The 16,975-nt window shown below is 68.4% G+C and carries 18 protein-coding genes; 2 read left to right on the forward strand and 16 right to left on the reverse strand.

What is annotated here, in order from left to right; translation table 11 throughout:
- Nucleotides 1–29 precede the first annotated feature (29 nt).
- A complete protein-coding gene (gene eccA, locus ACFU5M_RS04015; protein ID WP_379043428.1) occupies nucleotides 30–1,862 on the forward strand; it encodes a type VII secretion AAA-ATPase EccA in 1,833 nt (610 codons plus the stop codon).
- A gap of 75 nt (nucleotides 1,863–1,937) precedes the next feature.
- Here eccA and eccB read toward each other — a convergent pair whose 3' ends face one another.
- Nucleotides 1,938–3,446, reverse strand: a complete 1,509-nt coding sequence (gene eccB, locus ACFU5M_RS04020) for a type VII secretion protein EccB (RefSeq protein WP_379043308.1) — start codon at nucleotides 3,444–3,446, stop codon at nucleotides 1,938–1,940.
- A gap of 262 nt (nucleotides 3,447–3,708) precedes the next feature.
- On the opposite strand from eccB, the gene eccE reads away from it, so the two are divergent.
- Nucleotides 3,709–5,358: a type VII secretion protein EccE gene (gene eccE, locus ACFU5M_RS04025; RefSeq protein ID WP_379043311.1), complete on the forward strand. Its 1,650-nt coding sequence runs from the start codon at nucleotides 3,709–3,711 to the stop codon at nucleotides 5,356–5,358.
- Nucleotides 5,359–5,428: 70 nt separating this feature from the next.
- Here eccE and ACFU5M_RS04030 read toward each other — a convergent pair whose 3' ends face one another.
- The 15 genes from ACFU5M_RS04030 to ACFU5M_RS04100 all read right to left on the reverse strand — a co-directional run bounded on the left by ACFU5M_RS04030 (nucleotide 5,429) and on the right by ACFU5M_RS04100 (nucleotide 16,933).
- Nucleotides 5,429–5,722, reverse strand: a complete 294-nt coding sequence (locus ACFU5M_RS04030; RefSeq protein ID WP_379043314.1) for a WXG100 family type VII secretion target — start codon at nucleotides 5,720–5,722, stop codon at nucleotides 5,429–5,431.
- Nucleotides 5,723–5,782: 60 nt separating this feature from the next.
- On the reverse strand, nucleotides 5,783–6,088 hold the full coding sequence (locus ACFU5M_RS04035) for a WXG100 family type VII secretion target (RefSeq protein ID WP_043687506.1): 306 nt from the start codon (nucleotides 6,086–6,088) through the stop codon (nucleotides 5,783–5,785).
- Nucleotides 6,089–6,177: 89 nt separating this feature from the next.
- Nucleotides 6,178–6,969, reverse strand: a complete 792-nt coding sequence (locus ACFU5M_RS04040; RefSeq protein WP_379043317.1) for an ESX secretion-associated protein EspG — start codon at nucleotides 6,967–6,969, stop codon at nucleotides 6,178–6,180.
- Nucleotides 6,966–7,955 carry a PPE domain-containing protein gene (locus ACFU5M_RS04045; RefSeq protein WP_379043320.1) on the reverse strand — a complete coding sequence of 330 codons (990 nt, stop codon included), beginning with the start codon at nucleotides 7,953–7,955 and terminating at the stop codon, nucleotides 6,966–6,968. The genes ACFU5M_RS04040 and ACFU5M_RS04045 overlap by 4 nt, the downstream gene beginning before the upstream one ends.
- Nucleotides 7,956–7,998: 43 nt before the next feature.
- Complete coding sequence (locus tag ACFU5M_RS04050; protein WP_379043323.1) at nucleotides 7,999–8,337, reverse strand: PE family protein; 339 nt, start codon at nucleotides 8,335–8,337, stop codon at nucleotides 7,999–8,001.
- 32 nt (nucleotides 8,338–8,369) lie between these two features.
- Complete coding sequence (locus ACFU5M_RS04055; RefSeq protein WP_379043326.1) at nucleotides 8,370–9,743, reverse strand: hypothetical protein; 1,374 nt, start codon at nucleotides 9,741–9,743, stop codon at nucleotides 8,370–8,372.
- Nucleotides 9,740–10,057, reverse strand: a complete 318-nt coding sequence (locus ACFU5M_RS04060; RefSeq protein ID WP_379043329.1) for a type VII secretion target — start codon at nucleotides 10,055–10,057, stop codon at nucleotides 9,740–9,742. The genes ACFU5M_RS04055 and ACFU5M_RS04060 overlap by 4 nt, the downstream gene beginning before the upstream one ends.
- A gap of 99 nt (nucleotides 10,058–10,156) precedes the next feature.
- Nucleotides 10,157–10,444: a YbaB/EbfC family nucleoid-associated protein gene (locus ACFU5M_RS04065; protein WP_379043332.1), complete on the reverse strand. Its 288-nt coding sequence runs from the start codon at nucleotides 10,442–10,444 to the stop codon at nucleotides 10,157–10,159.
- Nucleotides 10,445–10,482: 38 nt separating this feature from the next.
- Nucleotides 10,483–10,839 carry a hypothetical protein gene (locus ACFU5M_RS04070; protein ID WP_379043335.1) on the reverse strand — a complete coding sequence of 119 codons (357 nt, stop codon included), beginning with the start codon at nucleotides 10,837–10,839 and terminating at the stop codon, nucleotides 10,483–10,485.
- 13 nt (nucleotides 10,840–10,852) lie between these two features.
- Nucleotides 10,853–11,638 (reverse strand): ESX secretion-associated protein EspG, encoded by a 786-nt coding sequence (locus tag ACFU5M_RS04075; protein ID WP_379043338.1) that lies wholly within the window; start codon nucleotides 11,636–11,638, stop codon nucleotides 10,853–10,855.
- 11 nt (nucleotides 11,639–11,649) lie between these two features.
- Nucleotides 11,650–13,500, reverse strand: a complete 1,851-nt coding sequence (locus ACFU5M_RS04080) for a hypothetical protein (protein WP_379043341.1) — start codon at nucleotides 13,498–13,500, stop codon at nucleotides 11,650–11,652.
- A 489-nt stretch (nucleotides 13,501–13,989) separates the two neighbouring features.
- Nucleotides 13,990–15,591 (reverse strand): hypothetical protein, encoded by a 1,602-nt coding sequence (locus ACFU5M_RS04085; protein WP_379043344.1) that lies wholly within the window; start codon nucleotides 15,589–15,591, stop codon nucleotides 13,990–13,992.
- 96 nt (nucleotides 15,592–15,687) lie between these two features.
- The gene (locus ACFU5M_RS04090; protein ID WP_379043347.1) at nucleotides 15,688–16,131 is read right to left on the reverse strand and encodes a hypothetical protein; all 444 of its coding nucleotides are present in this window, start codon (nucleotides 16,129–16,131) and stop codon (nucleotides 15,688–15,690) included.
- Entirely contained in the window at nucleotides 16,128–16,619 is a 492-nt protein-coding gene (locus ACFU5M_RS04095) for a DUF6301 family protein (protein ID WP_379043350.1), read from the reverse strand. Before ACFU5M_RS04095 ends, ACFU5M_RS04090 begins: the two co-directional genes overlap by 4 nt.
- A 29-nt stretch (nucleotides 16,620–16,648) precedes the next feature.
- Nucleotides 16,649–16,933 (reverse strand): hypothetical protein, encoded by a 285-nt coding sequence (locus tag ACFU5M_RS04100; protein ID WP_379043353.1) that lies wholly within the window; start codon nucleotides 16,931–16,933, stop codon nucleotides 16,649–16,651.
- Nucleotides 16,934–16,975 lie beyond the last annotated feature (42 nt).

Here is a 16,975-nt window from a genome sequence, read left to right on the forward strand (position 1 = left end):
AGAAACGAAGATTTCGGGGTTCGACAGCAATGACCGGCAACCGTCAAGCACAACGCGCATTCGATGCCGGAATCCTGTCGCTCGGATTGTCCATCGAGGGGCAAGAATCCGCACGTGATCTCGACTACGCGAAACTGGCATTTCAGCGCGCCACCGAGTGGGATCCCACCATGTGCGACGCGTGGCTCGGCCGCGCCGCCGCGGGCGAGCTGACCAAGGACGTTCTGTTCAATCTGTACAAGACCAGTACCAGCACGCTCTATCGCGAGCAGCGCAGGCTCGGGCTGCGCCCGCGTGAACTCGCGGGCCGGTTCGCGCCCGGCCTGTACATCGATTACCCGCTGGCCAACCACACCGAGATCACGCTGGCCTGGGCGTCCCAGCTGATCACCGACAAGGAGTACGACGAGGCCGAGCGGGTGCTCGACGAGCTCGACACGTTCCGCCGTGGGCAGTTGAGCAATCCCGACGGCGAGATCGACAACCGCATCTGCGCGTATGTCCGTGGCGTACTGCACTACAACTCCCAGCGCTGGCCCGATGTGATGGCGGTGCTCGCCGGCTCGGCGGATTGGGAGGACCCGTACCTGGCGGCGGGCGCGCACGTCATGGTGGGCACCGCGTGCGCCCAGCTCGGCTTGTTCGGCGAGGCGATCCGGCGGATGCAGCAGGCCGAAGCGGGCCCGATCCCGGCGGCCCGCTCCACCGCGATGTTCTGCCGCGGTCTGTGCCTGCGGGAATCGGGCAACGAGGAGGAAGCTCAGTCGCTGTTCGAGAAGGTGTACTCGCAGGCGCCGGATTTCGAGGCCAACGCGGCGGCGATGCGCGACCGCACCTATCGGATCACCGTCACCAGCCGCGAGGTGATCGATGCGCGCACCGACAAGTGGGACCCGGCGTCCTCGCCATCGATGGAGCAGATGGAGCAGGCCGAGAGCCAGGACCGGGCGAAGAAGATCCTCGTCGAGGCCCGTGCCGAGCTGGATTCGCAGATCGGTCTCGCCTCGGTGAAAACCCAGGTGGCCAAGCTCCAGTCGTCGGCGCAGCTGGCGAAGATCCGGGCCGAGAAGGGGTTGGCGAGCCAGCCGCGCGGCCAGCACCTGGCCTTCACCGGGCCGCCCGGCACCGGTAAGACCACCATCGCCCGTGTGGTCGCGAAGATCTATTGCGGCGTGGGACTGTTGAAGACCGACAAGGTGGTCGAGGCCAAGCGCGTCGACTTCGTCAGCCAGAACCTGGGCGGCACCGCGATCAAGACCGAGAAGCTGATCGACACCGCGATGGACGGCGTGCTGTTCATCGACGAGGCATACACGCTGATCCAGACCGGTCTGCAGGGCGGCGACGCGTTCGGCCGCGAAGCGGTGGACACGCTGCTGGCGCGCATGGAGAACGATCGCGATCGCCTCGTGGTGATCATCGCGGGCTACGACGGCGAGATCGACCGGCTGCTGGCCGCCAACGACGGCTTGGCGTCGCGCTTTTCGAAGCGGTTGCAGTTCCCCTCCTACACCCCCGACGAGCTGGGGCGGATCGGCCAGGTGATCGCGCGTAAGCGCGACTCGGACCTGTCCGAAGGCGCGCTCGAGCAGCTGGTACGGGCCTGCGAACGCCTGTACGCGATGCAGAGCACCGACCAGAGCGGTCAGCCGCGCCTCGGCGTCGACCTCGCGGGCAACGGGCGATTCGTCCGCAACGTGATCGAGGCGGCCGAGGAAGAGCGCGAATTCCGATTGGCCAACGACGAATCGCTGGACCTCACCGACATCGATGAGGCGGTGCTGCGCCGCATCGAGGCGTCGGACATGGAACTGGCGTTGTCCGGCCTGCTCAGCACGCTGAACGTCGGCTGGACGGACTGAGGTCGGCCTCTGCCGTCGGTCGGACGGACCGAGGTCGGCTCCCCTTCGGCTGAACGGACCGAGGTCAGCCGCATGTCATGGGTTGGGCAGCGCATCGTGGCTGACCAGCGCGTCTCGCGCCGACAGCGTGGGCCCGGGGACCATCTGGCCGATGATCGCCCAGGGCGCGAGGCGCGGAGTGCTACCGAGCCCAAGCACGTTCGCGGTGGCCGCGTCCGGAATGCCGTAGCGGACACCGGTGTCGGCGACATAGAACAGGCTGTCGCGGCGCGGGCTACCCGGCTCCATGCCGGTCACCTGGACGAACTCGCCCGAGCCCGGTGCGAGGTAGACCGCGTCGACCCGGTCGCCGACACGGTCGGAGGTGGACAGCTCGACGGCTTGCGCGGATTCCGCGATCGGCAAGCGGGTGCCGACGAGCAGGCTGACCGCCGCGCGTTCGCCGGGGCCGTCGCCCACGTTGTCCTCGCTCTGCCCGGGGACGGTGCCCGGCGACTTCGCCCAGGCCACACAGGCCACCGGCGCGTCCTCGGCGGGAAGGATCCGCGGTGTCCGGACCGGAAAGTCGTCGAGCGGCAACTGCCGGACCACGGGAAGCCGATCCAGCACATCGGGTGGCATGGTCGCGATCTCCCGCATGCCGTGCGAATCGGCGTATCTGATCACTTGCGCGGTGAACGCGGACACCGGCTGCAGACCTTCGGCGAGCACGACATACAGCGCCGGACTGCCGTCCGGCCCCACGCCGGACACCGAGATGACGCCGCCGATCGGGATGTTCGACAACGGGCCCGGGCCGGGCTCGCCCGCCCGGGGAATCTGCGGTGGGCTGAGCGCGGGCACCTGCGTCGTCGCACCGAGCAAGCCGGTGCCGACCGGACGGGGCCGGTGCGATTTCAGGTCCAATGCTCTGGTCATCACCGAATTCGCCGGGTCGACCTCGGCGCGCTTGCCGTCGTAGACCAGGTAGGTCTTGTCGCCGCGCCGGACCAGTAGCGCCTCGTCCTGATACGAGGTTCTGATCCGGTCGGTGAGCGCGGGGCGCCCGGCGATCACCGTCGTCGTCCCACCCGACGAGGAGGCGGCGCTACCGCCCTCGGACAGTGCGATGGTCTCGCACAGCGACCACTCGGAGTTGTTGCCCTGCCGGGAACCCGGCAGGGCCCCGGGCGCGCCCGGAATGCCGAGCAGCGGTCCGCGCGGCAGGTCGTTGAGCTTGTCGTCCTTCACCGCGTGCGGTTCGGCGTCGGCGCCGGTGATCAGGCGCGCGGATGCCAGATTCAGCACCGGGTGCAGCGTCTTGTCGCCATCCTGGCCCTGCACCACCACATACAGCGCGCCACTCTGTTTCCCCGACACGATCAGGGCGTCGCCGATCGCGCCCTGCGGGCGCAGGAAAGCCAAGATCGCCGCACCGGCCACCACCAGCACGCCGAGCACCGCGCCGACGAGCAGCGAGCGGATCTGGGAACGCATCGGATCGTGCAACATGCGAACGTCACGGCGCACCAGCGCGTGATCGAGCCTGCGCAACAGAAATCGGTATCCATTGACCTGGGCGCGGGTGGTCAGCTGTGCCGGCACATGGTCTCCATCGAGCTATCGATCACCATTCTCTTCGACACGGTACCGTAATTCACCGACGGCCCTGAACCGATGGAATACGAAGCCGATCGATGGCGGCCGCACTTTGGCGAGGCAGGGGCGAACAACGGTGAACGAGACGATGAACAACGGGGCAACTGTCGGCGAAATATCGGATCCTCCGAGAAATGAGCGCCGATCGGACTATGACACTCTGCGAGACCCGGAATTCTGGTTGTTTCGCATTTTTCCGCTCCGGGTGATGGTGCCCGTCGCATTATCGGCCGCGGCCGTCGCGTGGATTGTCCTCGCGCTCGGCGATTCGATAGGGGGCGCGATCGCCGCGGGCGCGGCGGTCGTGCTGGCCGGGCTCGCGCCGATCGGCGGCCACACTCCCGCCGCGCGCATCGGAAGCGCGATCGCCCGCAGGCGCCCGGGTCCGCGTCCGGCCGAACGCCTCGCGCAGGCACCGGCACTCGATGTGCCGCTCACCGAGGGCGGTGGTTACGGCGTGCGCTGGGACGGCGATCTGCTGCTCACCATGCTCCGGATCGATCCGCCGCCGGACACGTTGACGCTGCTGGATCGCGGTTCGCTCAGCACCGACCAACTACTCCCACTCGCCGAGATCGCGCGCTGCCTCGATCAATTCGATCTGACCCTCGCGAGTATCGACGTGGTCAGTACCGGTGCGCGCACCGCGGGCACCGGCGTGGCCGCACAACTCTACGACCGCATTCTCGGCCCGTTGCCCGCCATCGCACATCGCACCTGCTGGCTGGTGCTGCGGATGGATCCGCTGGCCAACGCCGAAGCGGTGGACAACCGCGGCGGCGGTGGCAGCGGCGCGCTGCGCACCGCGATCATCGCCACCCGCCGGGTCGCCAACCGGCTCGCCGCGCACGACATCGCCGCCTCGGTGCTGACCGCCACCGAGATGAACACCGCGGTGCGCCAACTCACCCACGGCTTCGATGTCGACCAGCTCGTCGAGTCCCCGAAATCGCTGGAGTATCAAAGCCGTTTCCTCACCCAGTACCAGATCGCGGCCGACATGATCGGCCCGCGTGGACTCGCCGGCATCTGGGCGGTGCCCAGCTTGTCCACCACGGTGACGCTGCGCTTGCGGCCGGGAGCGGGCAGGCACGATCGGCACACCGATTTCACCGACACCGTGGTGCTCAATGCCGTCGTCCGCTTCGATACCGTCGCGCCGCCGAAGGAACCGCCGCTGCCCGGATTGCGTGAGCTGGTCGGCAACCAGTTGCGAATCCTGTTGGACACCTTGCCCATCGGATACGCGGGCCGCTGGGGCAGCGACATCGCCTATCGCGGCACCCTGACCGCGCTCACCGAGTTCGCGGTCCCGACGGCGGGCTGCGGTCAGCTCATCGGCGCCGACGAGCGCGGCCAGGGCATCGCGGTGCCGCTGATCGGCGACGGCACCCGGCACCTCGAGGTTCTCGGCAATCTGGATCTCGCCCAGCAGGTGATTCTGCGCGCCACCGCACTCGGCGCACATGCCATCGTGCACACCGCCCGGCCCGAGGCATGGCATACCATGGTGTCCAATCTCGGTGCGCCGCACGTGCTTTCGATCGCACCGCGAGCCGCGGGCGCCAGCTACCACCCACCCGCTCCCCCGCCGCCGCCCGCCGCCCCCTATCCGAGCACGACGGTGCTGGTGTTCGACGGAATCCCGCCGATCGCGCACGCGGGCGGCGCGACGGTCGTGCACGTGCGGCGCCCGGACGATCCCGGCGGGTCGATCGATGCGGACGTCACGCTGGTGCAGGATCCGGCCGCGCCCAACCGGATCACGGTGCGTACGGCCGCGCGAAGCGCGACCGTCCTCATGGTCACCACCCCGGACGAGATGCACTACATCGGGGAGTCGCTCGCGGCGCGCTGACCGGTGAACACATGAAACGGCCGGCTGGAACCCTTACCGTTCCAGCCGGCCGTCGTTCGTCACCGCGCGATCAGAAAGCGGCGAAACCGTCGCCGACCTTGCCGTCGGCTTCGATGGCGCGACCCAGCGCGTTCTCCACCTTCGCGGCGAGGTTGTCCAGCTTCTGGAGGGTGTCCTCCAGCTCGGTGGTCAGGTTCTTGTGCGCGGTGTCGAAGTTCGTGACCGCCTGCTCACCCTGCAGGTTCTCGCGGAACGCGGCGGCCGCGCCGTTGAGCTCGTCGATCTGCCCCTTCATATTGGAGCCGTACTGGTTGAGGTCACCGACCATCTCGGTGATGGCGGGCGAGTTGTACTTGATCGTCATTGTTGTTTCCTTCTGGTCGTGGGAATGGTGATCCGGCTGGACGGCGACACCGTCCAGGGGTCACAGACCACCCTGGTCGGAGCCGACAATGGTGTTCTTGCCCGAGGTCACGGCCTGCGAGAGCCGGTCGAGCTTGCCGTTGAGCGCGGTGACCTCGTCGTGCCAATCGGTGGCCGCCGTGTTGAATTCGCGGTGGGCGTCACCCTGCCAGCCGCGCGCGACTGCCTGCACCGACTCGTCGATCTGATTGATCGAGGTGCGCAGTGTCGAGATCGAGTCCTCCATGCGGCTGACGACGCTGTCGATGCCGCCCTCTTCGACACCGTAGGTCTGGCCCGAGCCGTCGCCGAGAGTTGTGTAAGACATTTCGTAGATCCTTCCGTCAGAACTTGTGGTGGTGAGATCCGGACGATCTCACCGAGCAATGAGGCAACCGAGTACTTGCGACCCGAGAGCTACGGTGGCAGCCACCTCCCCCCGGGCAGCCCTTCCAGCAATGTGGCGACCGCCTGAGTCACCCGGTGGTCGGTGCCCGTCGTGACCGTCGACCAGATCTGCTGATCCGGCGAGATCATGGGAGCGGCGACGATTCGCCCGCGGCCGGTGTCGTACACCACCGCCGCGCCGGGCGCCCTGCTGGTCAGCCCGTCCTGATGGGCGTAGGCCACGATCTCGGCGTAGGCGTGGCAGGTGCCGAAAGCCAGCCCGAGCACGGCGGCGTCGCGCTCGCCGACGCCGATGGCGTACATCGCGTCCGCGTAGTCGCTGGAGTCTCCGGCCGCGTCCAGACGGTCGGCCAATTCGGCGGCGAGCGTGCTGAATCCGGCGATCTCGGCGGGCTCGCACGGGCCGAGCGCGGCCAGCAGCGGACGAGCCAGCGACAGATCCGAGCCGTCGGCCCAGATCGGATGAACCTCGAAGCTGTCGCCCGAGCGCACGGCCAGCGCGTGCCGCTCTCCCCGGCGCGCCAGACAGAAACGGCGAGCACCGTCCTCGGTATGGATTCGGGCGACTAGCTCGCGATCCGGCTGCGCCAGGACGAACAGCGCGCCGGCCAGTTCCGATTCGACTTCGCCCTCGGCGTCGAGTAGGCCGTCGCCGAGCAGACCGGTTATCGCCCGCTCCCGCGCGACGCGATATTCCTCGATCGAATCCTGTTGCGGTCCAACGGAGAGCACCAGCGGCAGGGTCTGCACGCCGAGCCGCTCGGCGACGACGAGCAATGCGTCGTTCGTCAGCGCTGTCACGCCGCACCTCCCGTCCCGGGGCTGGTCTGCGTCTGCGCCACGGCGGGCGGCGCGGGCTCCGGGGCACCGAGGACCGCCGGCGCCGCTTGGATGCCGCCTTCGAATCCGATCTGATCGCTCGCCTCCGCGGGGAGGGCGGCGCGCGGAAACCGAGCCGTGTCCTGGGCCGCTCCGGCTTGTCCCAGCGCGCCGGGCACGAGCGGAGCGGGCTGGCCGCCCGCGCTCACCGTGGCCTGCGGCGCGCGCGGCACCACTTCGGCTGTCGCCGCCGACTGGGCGTACACCGGCGCCTGGTACGCGGTAGGCACTCGCGGCATCGCCGGGATAGGCACCGTTCCGATCGGCATCGCGCCGATCGGCGCGGCGCCGCGCGGCATCGCGGCCTCGGCCGACGCGGGGGTCCGTTCGGCGGTCAGCGCCTGCTCCGGCGCCACCACCGGCGGCTCCTGCTGCTGCCACGGCACGGCGAGGGGTTCGGTGGCCATTTCATAGTTCTGCATGACCCGCGAAGCCACGGCCTTGGCCACATCCGCCTCGGCGTCCGTCTCCGCGGCGATCGCCCGGATCGGCGCGCCCACCATGCCGCCGATCGACTCCAGCGTTCGCTGTAGCTGTTGAAGGGATTCGAGGTCGGCGGTGTTCGGCATCGCCAGCCGGGCGATCTCGTAGGCGGCGACCTGGGCCTGGAACCGGGCGGCGTTGGCCGCGGCCGCGGCCGCGGCGTCGATCAGCCAGTCCCGAAGCGTCGTAATGCGTTGCATCACTTCGTCACTGCGTCCCGACTGCCACGCGCCGCGCATATCCGCGAGGACCTTCTCGTACTCGACCACCGCGGCGCCGAACGACGCGGCGAGGCGCGACCATGCGGCGACGGCCTCGGCCATCGGCACGGCGCCCGGCCCCGTGGTGAGATCGCGCGCGAGCCGCTCGGGCGGTCGCGCGGGCCACACCACGCCGGTGAAACCTGGCTGCGGTGGTTCGATCATTGCTGCGGAAGACCTTTCGGTTGCCCGACGACGCCGGGGACGGTCAGGCGGACCGGCCGCCCGTGGTGTCGAAATCCGCCGTATTGGCCGATTCCATGCCGTCGAACTGGTTCGAGTGCAGCCGCAACGCGGCCGCCAGCTTGCGCAACTCGTGCACGCCGGCCTGCGCACCGGTCAGATACGACGACGCCACGTCGTTCGCGGTCTGCGCGGCCCGGCCGGAGACTTCGTCGGTACCCGCCGGGACGACGGTCAGCGCTTCCTCCGCGGAGCGCAGATCCGACGTCAACCGGTCGGCCAGCGCGTCCATCCCGGATGACGCCCTGCCCGCCGTGACCGAGTCGAATTGCACGCTGTCGTACACCTCACGCCCGTCACTCATAAGACCCTCCTGTGTACTGCTCGGCACTCGCGTCAGAGCGTGAGTTCCTTATCCGGCGGTGGTTCCGATGTCGTGTCGGCCGCGCCGACCACCGGCAGCGAGACCCCTTCGATCCGGCCGACCACTTCATCACCGTGCGAGCCGGTGACCATCTGGCCGCGCAGCGCGTCGGTGGTCGATTCGCCCTCGCGGGCCAGGCCGGCACCACCCGCGGCCGCACCGCCCATCGGCATGTATCCGGTGCCCGTCCCGGTTCCCGCCGCGGTGGTGCTCGTCGCGGTGGAGGCGGTGGGCCCGGTACCCGCCGTGGGCACACCCCCGATGCTGCCGAGCGAGCCGCCTGCGACCCGGGTTCCCGGCCAAGGGTTGAGCGGCGCGGCGGCTGCGGCGATCGCACCGGGGACGCCACCGCCGATGCCACCGGCGCCGCCCGCACCACCGGCGCCCTTGCCCTGTCCGGCTTCCTTGCCTTCCTCGGGCTCACCCGCGCCCTCATGGCCGCCGGGGGCGCTGATGGGTTTCGGCGCCAGCAGCGAGGGATTCGCCGCCGCCAGCTGTCCCAGCGACTGGGCGACCTGGCCTGCCGTGCTGATCAGCGGCGTGATCATGCTCATCAGCTGGGTCAGCTGCTCGGCCGACTTCACACCCGTCGGCGCGTTCGTGATCGGAACCTTCTGCCCGGCCTGCGTCATACTCGCGCTGTGCCCGACCATCTCGGCCTTCGTCTCGGCGGTGATCGCCAGCGCCTCGGTCATCGCCTCGATCGCGGAGGCGACCAGGAAGCCCTGGCCGCCCGGTGAGGCCGCCAGCAGCGGCGCGAAGGCCATGGTGGTGGAGAACTTCGCCAGCACCGCCGCCATCAGTCCCGCGCCGGTGAAGACGCTGCCCGCCGCGCCGGCGAGCACCGACTTCTCCTGGGTGCTCTGCGCCGCGAGCTGATCCGCGTCGGCCTGCGCCGCACCGGCCTTCTTCGCGGCCTCCATCGCCGCCATGCCCTGCCAGACCGTCATCAAGGTCTGCACCAGGGACGAGCCGACCTGCATCACGGTCTGCATCACGGTGGACACGTTCTGCAGCAACTGAGTCGGGTCCACCGGGGGCGCAGGTGCGGCTGCGGCACCGGCCGGTACCGGCGCAGGTGTGCCGAGCCGGCCGGTACCGAACGCGGAGGCGAGATCGGTCAGCGGGCGCATGAGCGCGCCGAGATCGATCGTCGGCAGCGGCGGCAGCTCCGGCAACTGCACGAAGGCCGGCATCTCCGGCAGGTGCGGCAGACCCATGCTGTGCAGGACATCGTTCACCGGCAGGTCCAGCATGGGCGCAAGAGCACTGCCCCGCAACAATTCCAGGACTGTCGGATCCAGCGGATCGGCGCCGGGCGACGGAGTGGCTCCTGGCGTGGTCATGACCGCGAGCGGATCGCTCCGATGGCCGCGCCCGACGCGGTGTCGGTGCCCTCGTAGGTAGCGGCGGCCTGATGCGCCGTCAACGCGGTGCCCGCGTGCACGGCGGCGAGCTGCGCCACCGACGACAGGTGGTTGGCCTGCGCGAAGGCGTACGAGACAAGGAACTCTTGGCCGATCAGGCCGAACACCGGGACCACCGCGGCAACCGTCGCGGCTTGGTCGGTCGCCGCGATCGCGCCGACACCGGCGGCCATGGCCGCCGATTCGCCTCCGTATACACGCAGCGCATCCGGGACTACTTCAATGTGGCTCATGATCATCGTCCAATCCCGAAACATCCCCCGATGTTTCGTATTCAACTCTACCTAGCGATGACCGCATATCGCGATCCCGACGTGGTTAACATCCGGTGACTACCCGGTGGCCTCCTCATTGAATGCGGTGATGAGTTCACCGCGCTCCGTGAAAGCCTTGTGGGCGGCCGCTCGCGCGGTGTCCACAACCGTTTTCTCGAACTCTCCCGGCGAAAGTTTCGATACCGCACCGGTAAAACTGAGGCCCACCAACGCGGCATTACCGTCCACTTCCGCGGTCACCGCACCGTCGGGCGATGTCTCGGTTACTCGGATACCATTCATGGCGTCATTGAGATCGGCAAGCCGGTAAAGCTGATTCTGCACCCGAGCAATGAGCTCGTCCATTGTTTCGACCATGTCGGCCTCCCGAAATCCCGTGCCGCTCAGATTGATCGCAGCCAGCTCTGTGGTTCCGTGTCGTAGTCCTGCTCGTCGACGATCTCCTGCGTCGCCACCTGCTGTTCGGTAGGCAGGCCGGTCAAGGCCAGCATCTCGGAGGTGAATCCCAGTTGCCGCAATTGCGCTCGCCGTGCCAGGCCCGCACGGTTCGCCGCCTGTTTGCACAACCGCAGGACCTCGCCCGCCAACACTTCCGGATCTCGGCGCAATTGATCGGCGTCGACCTCGATTCCCAACGGTAGACCCATTTCGTTGGTCCGCACCGAAATCGAGCCCGTGAGCGATGTGGCCGAGAATTCCGTGGGAAATTCGCCGGCCTGCCCCGGCTGCACTGCGGTCATCGGATCCAACCCCTTATCCTCGTTCGTCTTTGATGGCGCGGACGACTTCGGCGATGCGCGCGTTGATCATCGAAACCAACCGTCGCCCATCGGCGGCGGTCGCGACCGGAGGGTGTCCGTCATCGATCAGATAGCGGCCGTCGTCGACGAGATCGCGCCATTTCAAGCGATGCCTGGTCATCCCGCGCGGGCCGAACATCGAGTGCGCTTGAATCACGTCGATGAATCCGAAACGTTCGGCCGGAGCGGAGCGGAAATCAGCCGAGCGATCGTGCACGGAGCCCTGGAACGAATCGTGCACCGCCGAGGCGCCATAACCGTAATCCAGGTCCTGGTCCTCGTTTTCGTCGGCGAGCACGATATCGGCCCGCTTGCCCGAATCGGCTTCCGGTAGCGCCCGCACGACGGCATCGGCCAATTCCAGCGCCGCACACTCGGTGACGGCGAATCCGCCACTGTGCCCGACGGTTTCTCCCGGCAATTGGGTGACCAGGTACCCGCGATCGGCGCGACGTGCCGCCATCAGACGCACGTTGTTCGCCACGTTCGTGTAATCGCGTCCATCGAATCCGAGCACGCGCAGACGGATATCCGGACGGTAGAGATCGTCGAGCATCTCTTTCCGCGCCGGAGTCGACGAGGCGAGCAGGGCGGCACGGGTCCGCGCTTTCTCCGCGAGATAGTCGTCCCACAACGGCGTACGACTGGTGAAGGAGAACGGCCTCGGGAGGCCGACCTCACCGAAATCCTCCCAGAGCACGACGAACTCGAGGTCGGTGAACTTCCACGTGTGCGTCATCAGCCCGGCCGTCATTTCTCGACAACCGGTTTCGCCACGACCGGAGCGTCGCCGATCGCCTCCTCCAAATGCTCGGTGGAGTCGAGATAGTCGGCGCGCTTGTGCTCCTTCTGCTGTCCGCCCGCGGCGGCGCCGGGACCACCCATCGGCATGCCACCCATCGGGGCGCCCGCCATACCCGTTCCCTGCGCGAGACCCGCGCGCACGCCGGCCGCCGTGGCCGCGATGTCGGTCGTCGCGCGCGGGAAGAGCTTGGAAGCTCGCTCGAGGTTCTGCCCGGCCGGTGGGGTGGCCTTGCCGATACCCGGACCGGGCCCACCGCCGGCGCCCTTCGCCGCCGAGTTCATCTTCTTGGCAGCGTCCTGGAAGTCCTGCAAGCCTGCGGGCAGGCCGGGCAACCCGGCGAGCGCGCTCTGCTGCGCGATCTGTTGCGCCGCTTGCTGCGCGGCCTGTTGGGCGGCACCGGCCAGTTGCTGCCCGACCTGCTGCGCCTGCTGAGCGGCCTGTTGCGCGGCTTGTTGCATCGCCTGTTGGGCGGCCTGCTGGGCCTGCTGCTGTTGTTGCGCGGCGGCGCTCTTCTGGGCCCGCTCCTCGGACGTGCGCCGCGCCTCCTCCAGGGCCTTCTGCTGCTGCAACAGTGCCTGCCGCTGCTGATCGGACTGCTGTTGGGCGTCGCGCAGCGCGGCCAGCTGTTGCTGCGACGCTCCTGGTGCGGCCGTTCCGGGTGCGGCCGTACCAGGCGAAGCCGTTCCAGGTGGGCCGGGCGGACCCGGCGGAGCTGGGGGCTGCGCGGGCTTCACCGTCGGGGCGGGAAGGATCGGAATCGCGGCGTTGGTGTATCCCATGCCCTCGACGTACCAGTTCTGGAATCCCCGCCTGTGCCACAGATCCAGGCAACTGTCCTCCTGGATCTCACGGTCGACGTATCCGCCCTTGTCCCGTGTCTCGCCGGGCATGAACTTCTTGGTCTCGGCCAACCAGCCCGCGGTGTAGGTGAGGTTCTGGCTCAGCGCCCGCATGCTGGTGGTCAGCGCGCCGGCCTGCGATCGGTAGGTCGCCGCGGCGGCGATGGCCGCGTTGATACCGCCCTCGCCCTGTGGGGACTGCCAGGACCCCTCCAGCGGAAAACGAGCCAGACGATTGTTCAGGTCGTCGAAGGTGCCGTCGAGTTCCACGGCCATCCAGTCCCAGACCAGAGCGTCGCTGACGACCGCCACGGGATCGAGTCCGGTCTCGAATGATTCGAAGAAAGGATGATCCTTTTCCCACGGGTTCTCGACGTCGACCGGAGTGGTGTCCCGCCCGCCCTGTGCCCTGGAGAGTGCGTCCATTTCCGAGAACTGCCCGCTCGAATTGATGCGCTCATCCGAGGGCTTCTGCAACTTGTCGCCGAAATATTGATGATCGCGCAGAAAGTCCGGGATGTGATGGCTTCCGCCCACCGGGGGCGTGGCAGGATTTCCGCCTTGGCTCGCGTCCCCGCGCCGCGGCGTATTGTCCCGGATTCTCCTGAATTCGGCGCCCGAGTCGGTATCGGTTTCGTTGTACCGTTTTCCGGCCGCCAGGAAGGTCTCTCCCATGGCGTTCAGGATCTCCAGGAACCGCCGGAGAATGTCGTCCAGATCACCGGCCGCTTTCGAGAACTTCGCCTGCAGCAGGTAACTCGACGGTGCCGCCCCGAAACCCTTGGGATTCAAGACATCCGCTACATGACGCTTGACCAGCTCCACCGCATTCGCCGCAGCGGCGGCGAGTGCGGCCGCTTCCCCGGCCGCGCTATCACTCAGCTGAAGCGTGCCGCTGTGTGCCTGCTGGTTCAGGCCGGTCCACGGGTTGTCGGTCTCGGGCTTCGGCGGTGGCATGGGGTCACGCTCCTGACCAGGTGCTCGATGGTCCGGATCCGACGAGGGCAGACCCCCATCGGTGGGAATAGTTGCCCGACAGCGCAACAGCGAAGGGCGATACGATGCCGAGGTCCGATCCCGGAGACAGAGACTCCGACCCGCACAACTGGATACACCACCCCCGACGTGGGCGTCGGCCATGCGCGCGCCACGGCGTGGTGACCCGTCCGCCCCCGCGCACGGGATCACGTTGCTGCGCCCGGCAACTCATACGCTGACGACCCTCCTCATCGCTGGCGTGCCGCGACCGGCGGTGCGCCACACGTCAATATGGCAGCCGGTTCTTACGGCACACCAAATATTGGCTTACGACGCACCAACGATTCTATGGTCAGTCGGGTTGCCTCCGCATGTACAGACCCGAGTCCTGGTGGCCCGCCCGCGCTGCTCACCACGTCTGACCAGCCGGTTCACGCTGCGTCGCGATGGATGTCTGGTTTCGCCTGCTCAACGCTTTTCCTCCTGCGGCCAGGACCCGCCCACCGGACCGTGCCGTTCCCGAAACCTCCGCTCGAACCCGGTGAGGTATATCGACGGCGCCACCGAGGACGAAGACCGTTCCAGCACACCGTCATCGGCGATGTAGTAGATCGCCCGGCCGATCGCGATCTCACCCGGTTCGACCGGGACGTACACCATCCAGCCGACGCTGAGCCGATCGGCGCGCAAGTCCTCCAGCGGATAATTCGCGGTGTCGGCGCCGCTGTCCCGGATGAACCGCTCGACCCGGGCGATCGCCTCCTCCTGCGCCATCGGCCCCGGCGCCGTCATGGTCACCCCGGCCATGGTGAGCTGGAAGAAGGCACCGTCGACATCGAATCGACCGTCGTCACCGAAGACGCTTGTGAGAGTGTCCCGCGTGACGACACCCAGCTCGGCCGCGGACACGAGGTCGCCGACAGCGGCGCGCCGCTGCGCGTCCGCGTCGTCACCGAGCAGGGTGCCGACGATGTCCACCACGGTCTCCGAGGTCCACACACCCGGTATCGCTTCGGCGAACCGGCCCGGCGCGGGTGACGCACCGCGGTACCAGCGGCCGTTCTCCCACCAGTAGCAGAACGACAGCAGACCGCTGGCGCAGCGGTGGTTCAACACCTGGCCCGCCACCCACTCCGGTGCGCCCGCATACAGATCGGGCAACCGGACGCCGTCGTTGTAGGCCGCCGCCAGTTCCGGCGCGTTCCAGACCCCGCCCGAGAGCACGGCGCGCCCACCGGGCAGCGAGTACAGCGAACCGCCGCTGCGCTTGGCGCCCTCGAACCAGCTCACGGACGGCAGCAGGCGTGGACCCCACTGGGATTCGGCCGCGACGAACGCCGCGGCGAGCACCGCCCACCGGGCGGCCATCAGCGGGAACGGAGGCAACTCGTCCTCGCACGGCACGGCGCGCACACCCGCCTCCCGATCCGCTCGCGCCTGCGCCGCCGCCACCTGCGGCGGCCGCGACTGGCGGTCGCCGTGCCCCAGATAAGCACCGAGCCAGACCGGCAGCGTCGTCCGTGGGAACGCCGCCAGATCCGCGAGGTAGACCTCGGGCGGGAACAGCTGATCGTCCGGGAACGGCTCGTCGCCGTAGTCGTAGTCGACCTCCATCCGGCCCGTGCTGGTCAGCGTGAAGAGCAAACGCCACCACGGCCCGTCGCCGAGCCCGGCCGCCAGCTGCCGATGCTCCCTGACCAGCGCTACGATCCCGGGCTCTGGAGTCACCCGCACGGCGCGCTCCTGGTCGTCGGAGTAGACGGCCGACGCCACCTCCGCCGCCACGGTCAGCGCGAACACCGCGTCCACCCGCTGCCACCCCGGCGGACCGCCAGCACCCAGCTCGCGGGCGACCTGGTGCATGAGCGCCTTGGCTCGCTCGGCGACATCCTCCACCGGCGCCGCTGCGGACAAGGTGAAACCGACATCGGGCTCTTCGGCTTCGGGCACGGTGCCCTCGGCTACCGCTTCGGCCGAGGCCGCCTCCTCGGCGGGCGGCGGCACATGCGCGCCGTGCTCCGCAGCCTCGGCGGGCTCGTCACCGGATGCCTGACCGGCTGGGTTGGTCACGTCGCGGAAATCCCCTCGTCCACCGCATCGGAGCCGGCGCATACGCCGCGATGCCCATTTCGTTCGTCGTTCACCCCGGCACCGCGCCGGTGCGTGTCAGGGTTCCTGCCGCAGGCCGAGCAGCGGCAGGTCCAGCTTTCGATTTTCCACACGTTCATTCCACGCGATATAGCCCAAGGCGGTCGGGGCGTCGATACCGAAACCATCGCGCAACCCGGTGACGACCATGTCGGCCAGTTTCCGGTATCCGGCCGTGGGACTCGGCCAGGGCAGCTCGGTCCACCAGTTGTCATGGCTCGCATCGCGTTCCCGCCAGCCCGACTCGGCGATCAGCGCGCGTCCCGTTATGCCGGCGCGCAAGGGCGGGTCGAGCCATTCGTCGTCGACCAGTTCGGCCGAGAGGGCATTATCGAGCTGGAGGAATTGGGCGTATCGCCGCCGCGGACCCGTGTCGGACTCGACCAGCTTGACGATGGAACCGGCGCGCAGCGCGGCGAGTTCCTCGGCCAGACCCACGGCGAAGTTTTCCCACCCCGTCAACCCTGCTCCTGTTGGTCCAGTTCGATGGCCTGATCGTGCAGGGCGAGCCAGGAGTTGTCCGTCAGGGACAGCTGCACCGAGCGTCCCAGATCCTCGGCCACCAGCGTGGTTTCCGGACCAGACCAGCGGACCTCCGCGGTGGCGCCGGGAACCCGGGTGGTCGGTTCACCGAACGCGCCGGTCAACGCCGCGACCATTGTCACGAACGCATCCCTCGACCGGGCCCGCCCCTCCGTGTCGTTCGAGGCGAAATCGGTGACGCGCAACTTGATGTCGACGATGCGGCCGTCGCGACCATGAATCTTCCCGCTCGCCATGCCGAACCCGGCATCCAGCATCGCGCGGTCCGGATGGACGGTCAGCACTTTCCAGCCGAACGCCTCCGCCAGCCGCGGTACCGCGTCCATCGGCTGGGAGCCGTCGAGCGACCGCAGGCCGGTGGCCAGGTCGACGATCTCGCTGTCGGTCGACACGCGCCATTCGGTCATGAGCTCACCTTAGGTCGTGACATCGGCGATCACCGGGCCGACCGGCGACGGTTGAGCTCGTCGATCTTGCGGGCCAGCGCCTCCTTGCGCTCGCGGGCGTTGGAGCCGTCGAGTTGGCCGGCGAAAGCCGCGCGGGCGGCGTCGACCAGCGCGTCCGGCACGTCGGGATACGCGCGGGCGATCGCCCACAGGGCGTCCTCGGTCTTCATGTCCAGACCGGTCTCCGTGCGGATGCCGCCGCCGGTGAGCACGGAGCGGAGCATCTCGTCGAAGTTCTCCCGCAGTTCGTCATCGGTCGGATGGTCGATACGCATCCGTCCTCCTCACGTCGATGGTTACCTTGTCGCGTCGCCGGC

It is taken from the genome of Nocardia sp. NPDC057455, from assembly GCF_042802775.1.
Classification (GTDB): domain Bacteria; phylum Actinomycetota; class Actinomycetes; order Mycobacteriales; family Mycobacteriaceae; genus Nocardia.

Coding starts and splice junctions, on each gene's coding strand:
- eccA (WP_379043428.1), top strand. CDS start 30: ATGACCGGCAACCGTCAAGCACAACGCGCATTCGATGCCGGAATCCTG.
- eccE (WP_379043311.1), top strand. CDS start 3,709: ATGGTGCCCGTCGCATTATCGGCCGCGGCCGTCGCGTGGATTGTCCTC.
- ACFU5M_RS04030 (WP_379043314.1), bottom strand. CDS start 5,722: ATGACGATCAAGTACAACTCGCCCGCCATCACCGAGATGGTCGGTGAC.
- ACFU5M_RS04035 (WP_043687506.1), bottom strand. CDS start 6,088: ATGTCTTACACAACTCTCGGCGACGGCTCGGGCCAGACCTACGGTGTC.
- ACFU5M_RS04045 (WP_379043320.1), bottom strand. CDS start 7,955: ATGATCGAACCACCGCAGCCAGGTTTCACCGGCGTGGTGTGGCCCGCG.
- ACFU5M_RS04050 (WP_379043323.1), bottom strand. CDS start 8,337: ATGAGTGACGGGCGTGAGGTGTACGACAGCGTGCAATTCGACTCGGTC.
- ACFU5M_RS04055 (WP_379043326.1), bottom strand. CDS start 9,743: ATGACCACGCCAGGAGCCACTCCGTCGCCCGGCGCCGATCCGCTGGAT.
- ACFU5M_RS04060 (WP_379043329.1), bottom strand. CDS start 10,057: ATGAGCCACATTGAAGTAGTCCCGGATGCGCTGCGTGTATACGGAGGC.
- ACFU5M_RS04065 (WP_379043332.1), bottom strand. CDS start 10,444: ATGGACGAGCTCATTGCTCGGGTGCAGAATCAGCTTTACCGGCTTGCC.
- ACFU5M_RS04070 (WP_379043335.1), bottom strand. CDS start 10,839: ATGACCGCAGTGCAGCCGGGGCAGGCCGGCGAATTTCCCACGGAATTC.
- ACFU5M_RS04075 (WP_379043338.1), bottom strand. CDS start 11,638: ATGACGCACACGTGGAAGTTCACCGACCTCGAGTTCGTCGTGCTCTGG.
- ACFU5M_RS04080 (WP_379043341.1), bottom strand. CDS start 13,500: ATGCCACCGCCGAAGCCCGAGACCGACAACCCGTGGACCGGCCTGAAC.
- ACFU5M_RS04095 (WP_379043350.1), bottom strand. CDS start 16,619: ATGACCGAATGGCGCGTGTCGACCGACAGCGAGATCGTCGACCTGGCC.
- ACFU5M_RS04100 (WP_379043353.1), bottom strand. CDS start 16,933: ATGCGTATCGACCATCCGACCGATGACGAACTGCGGGAGAACTTCGAC.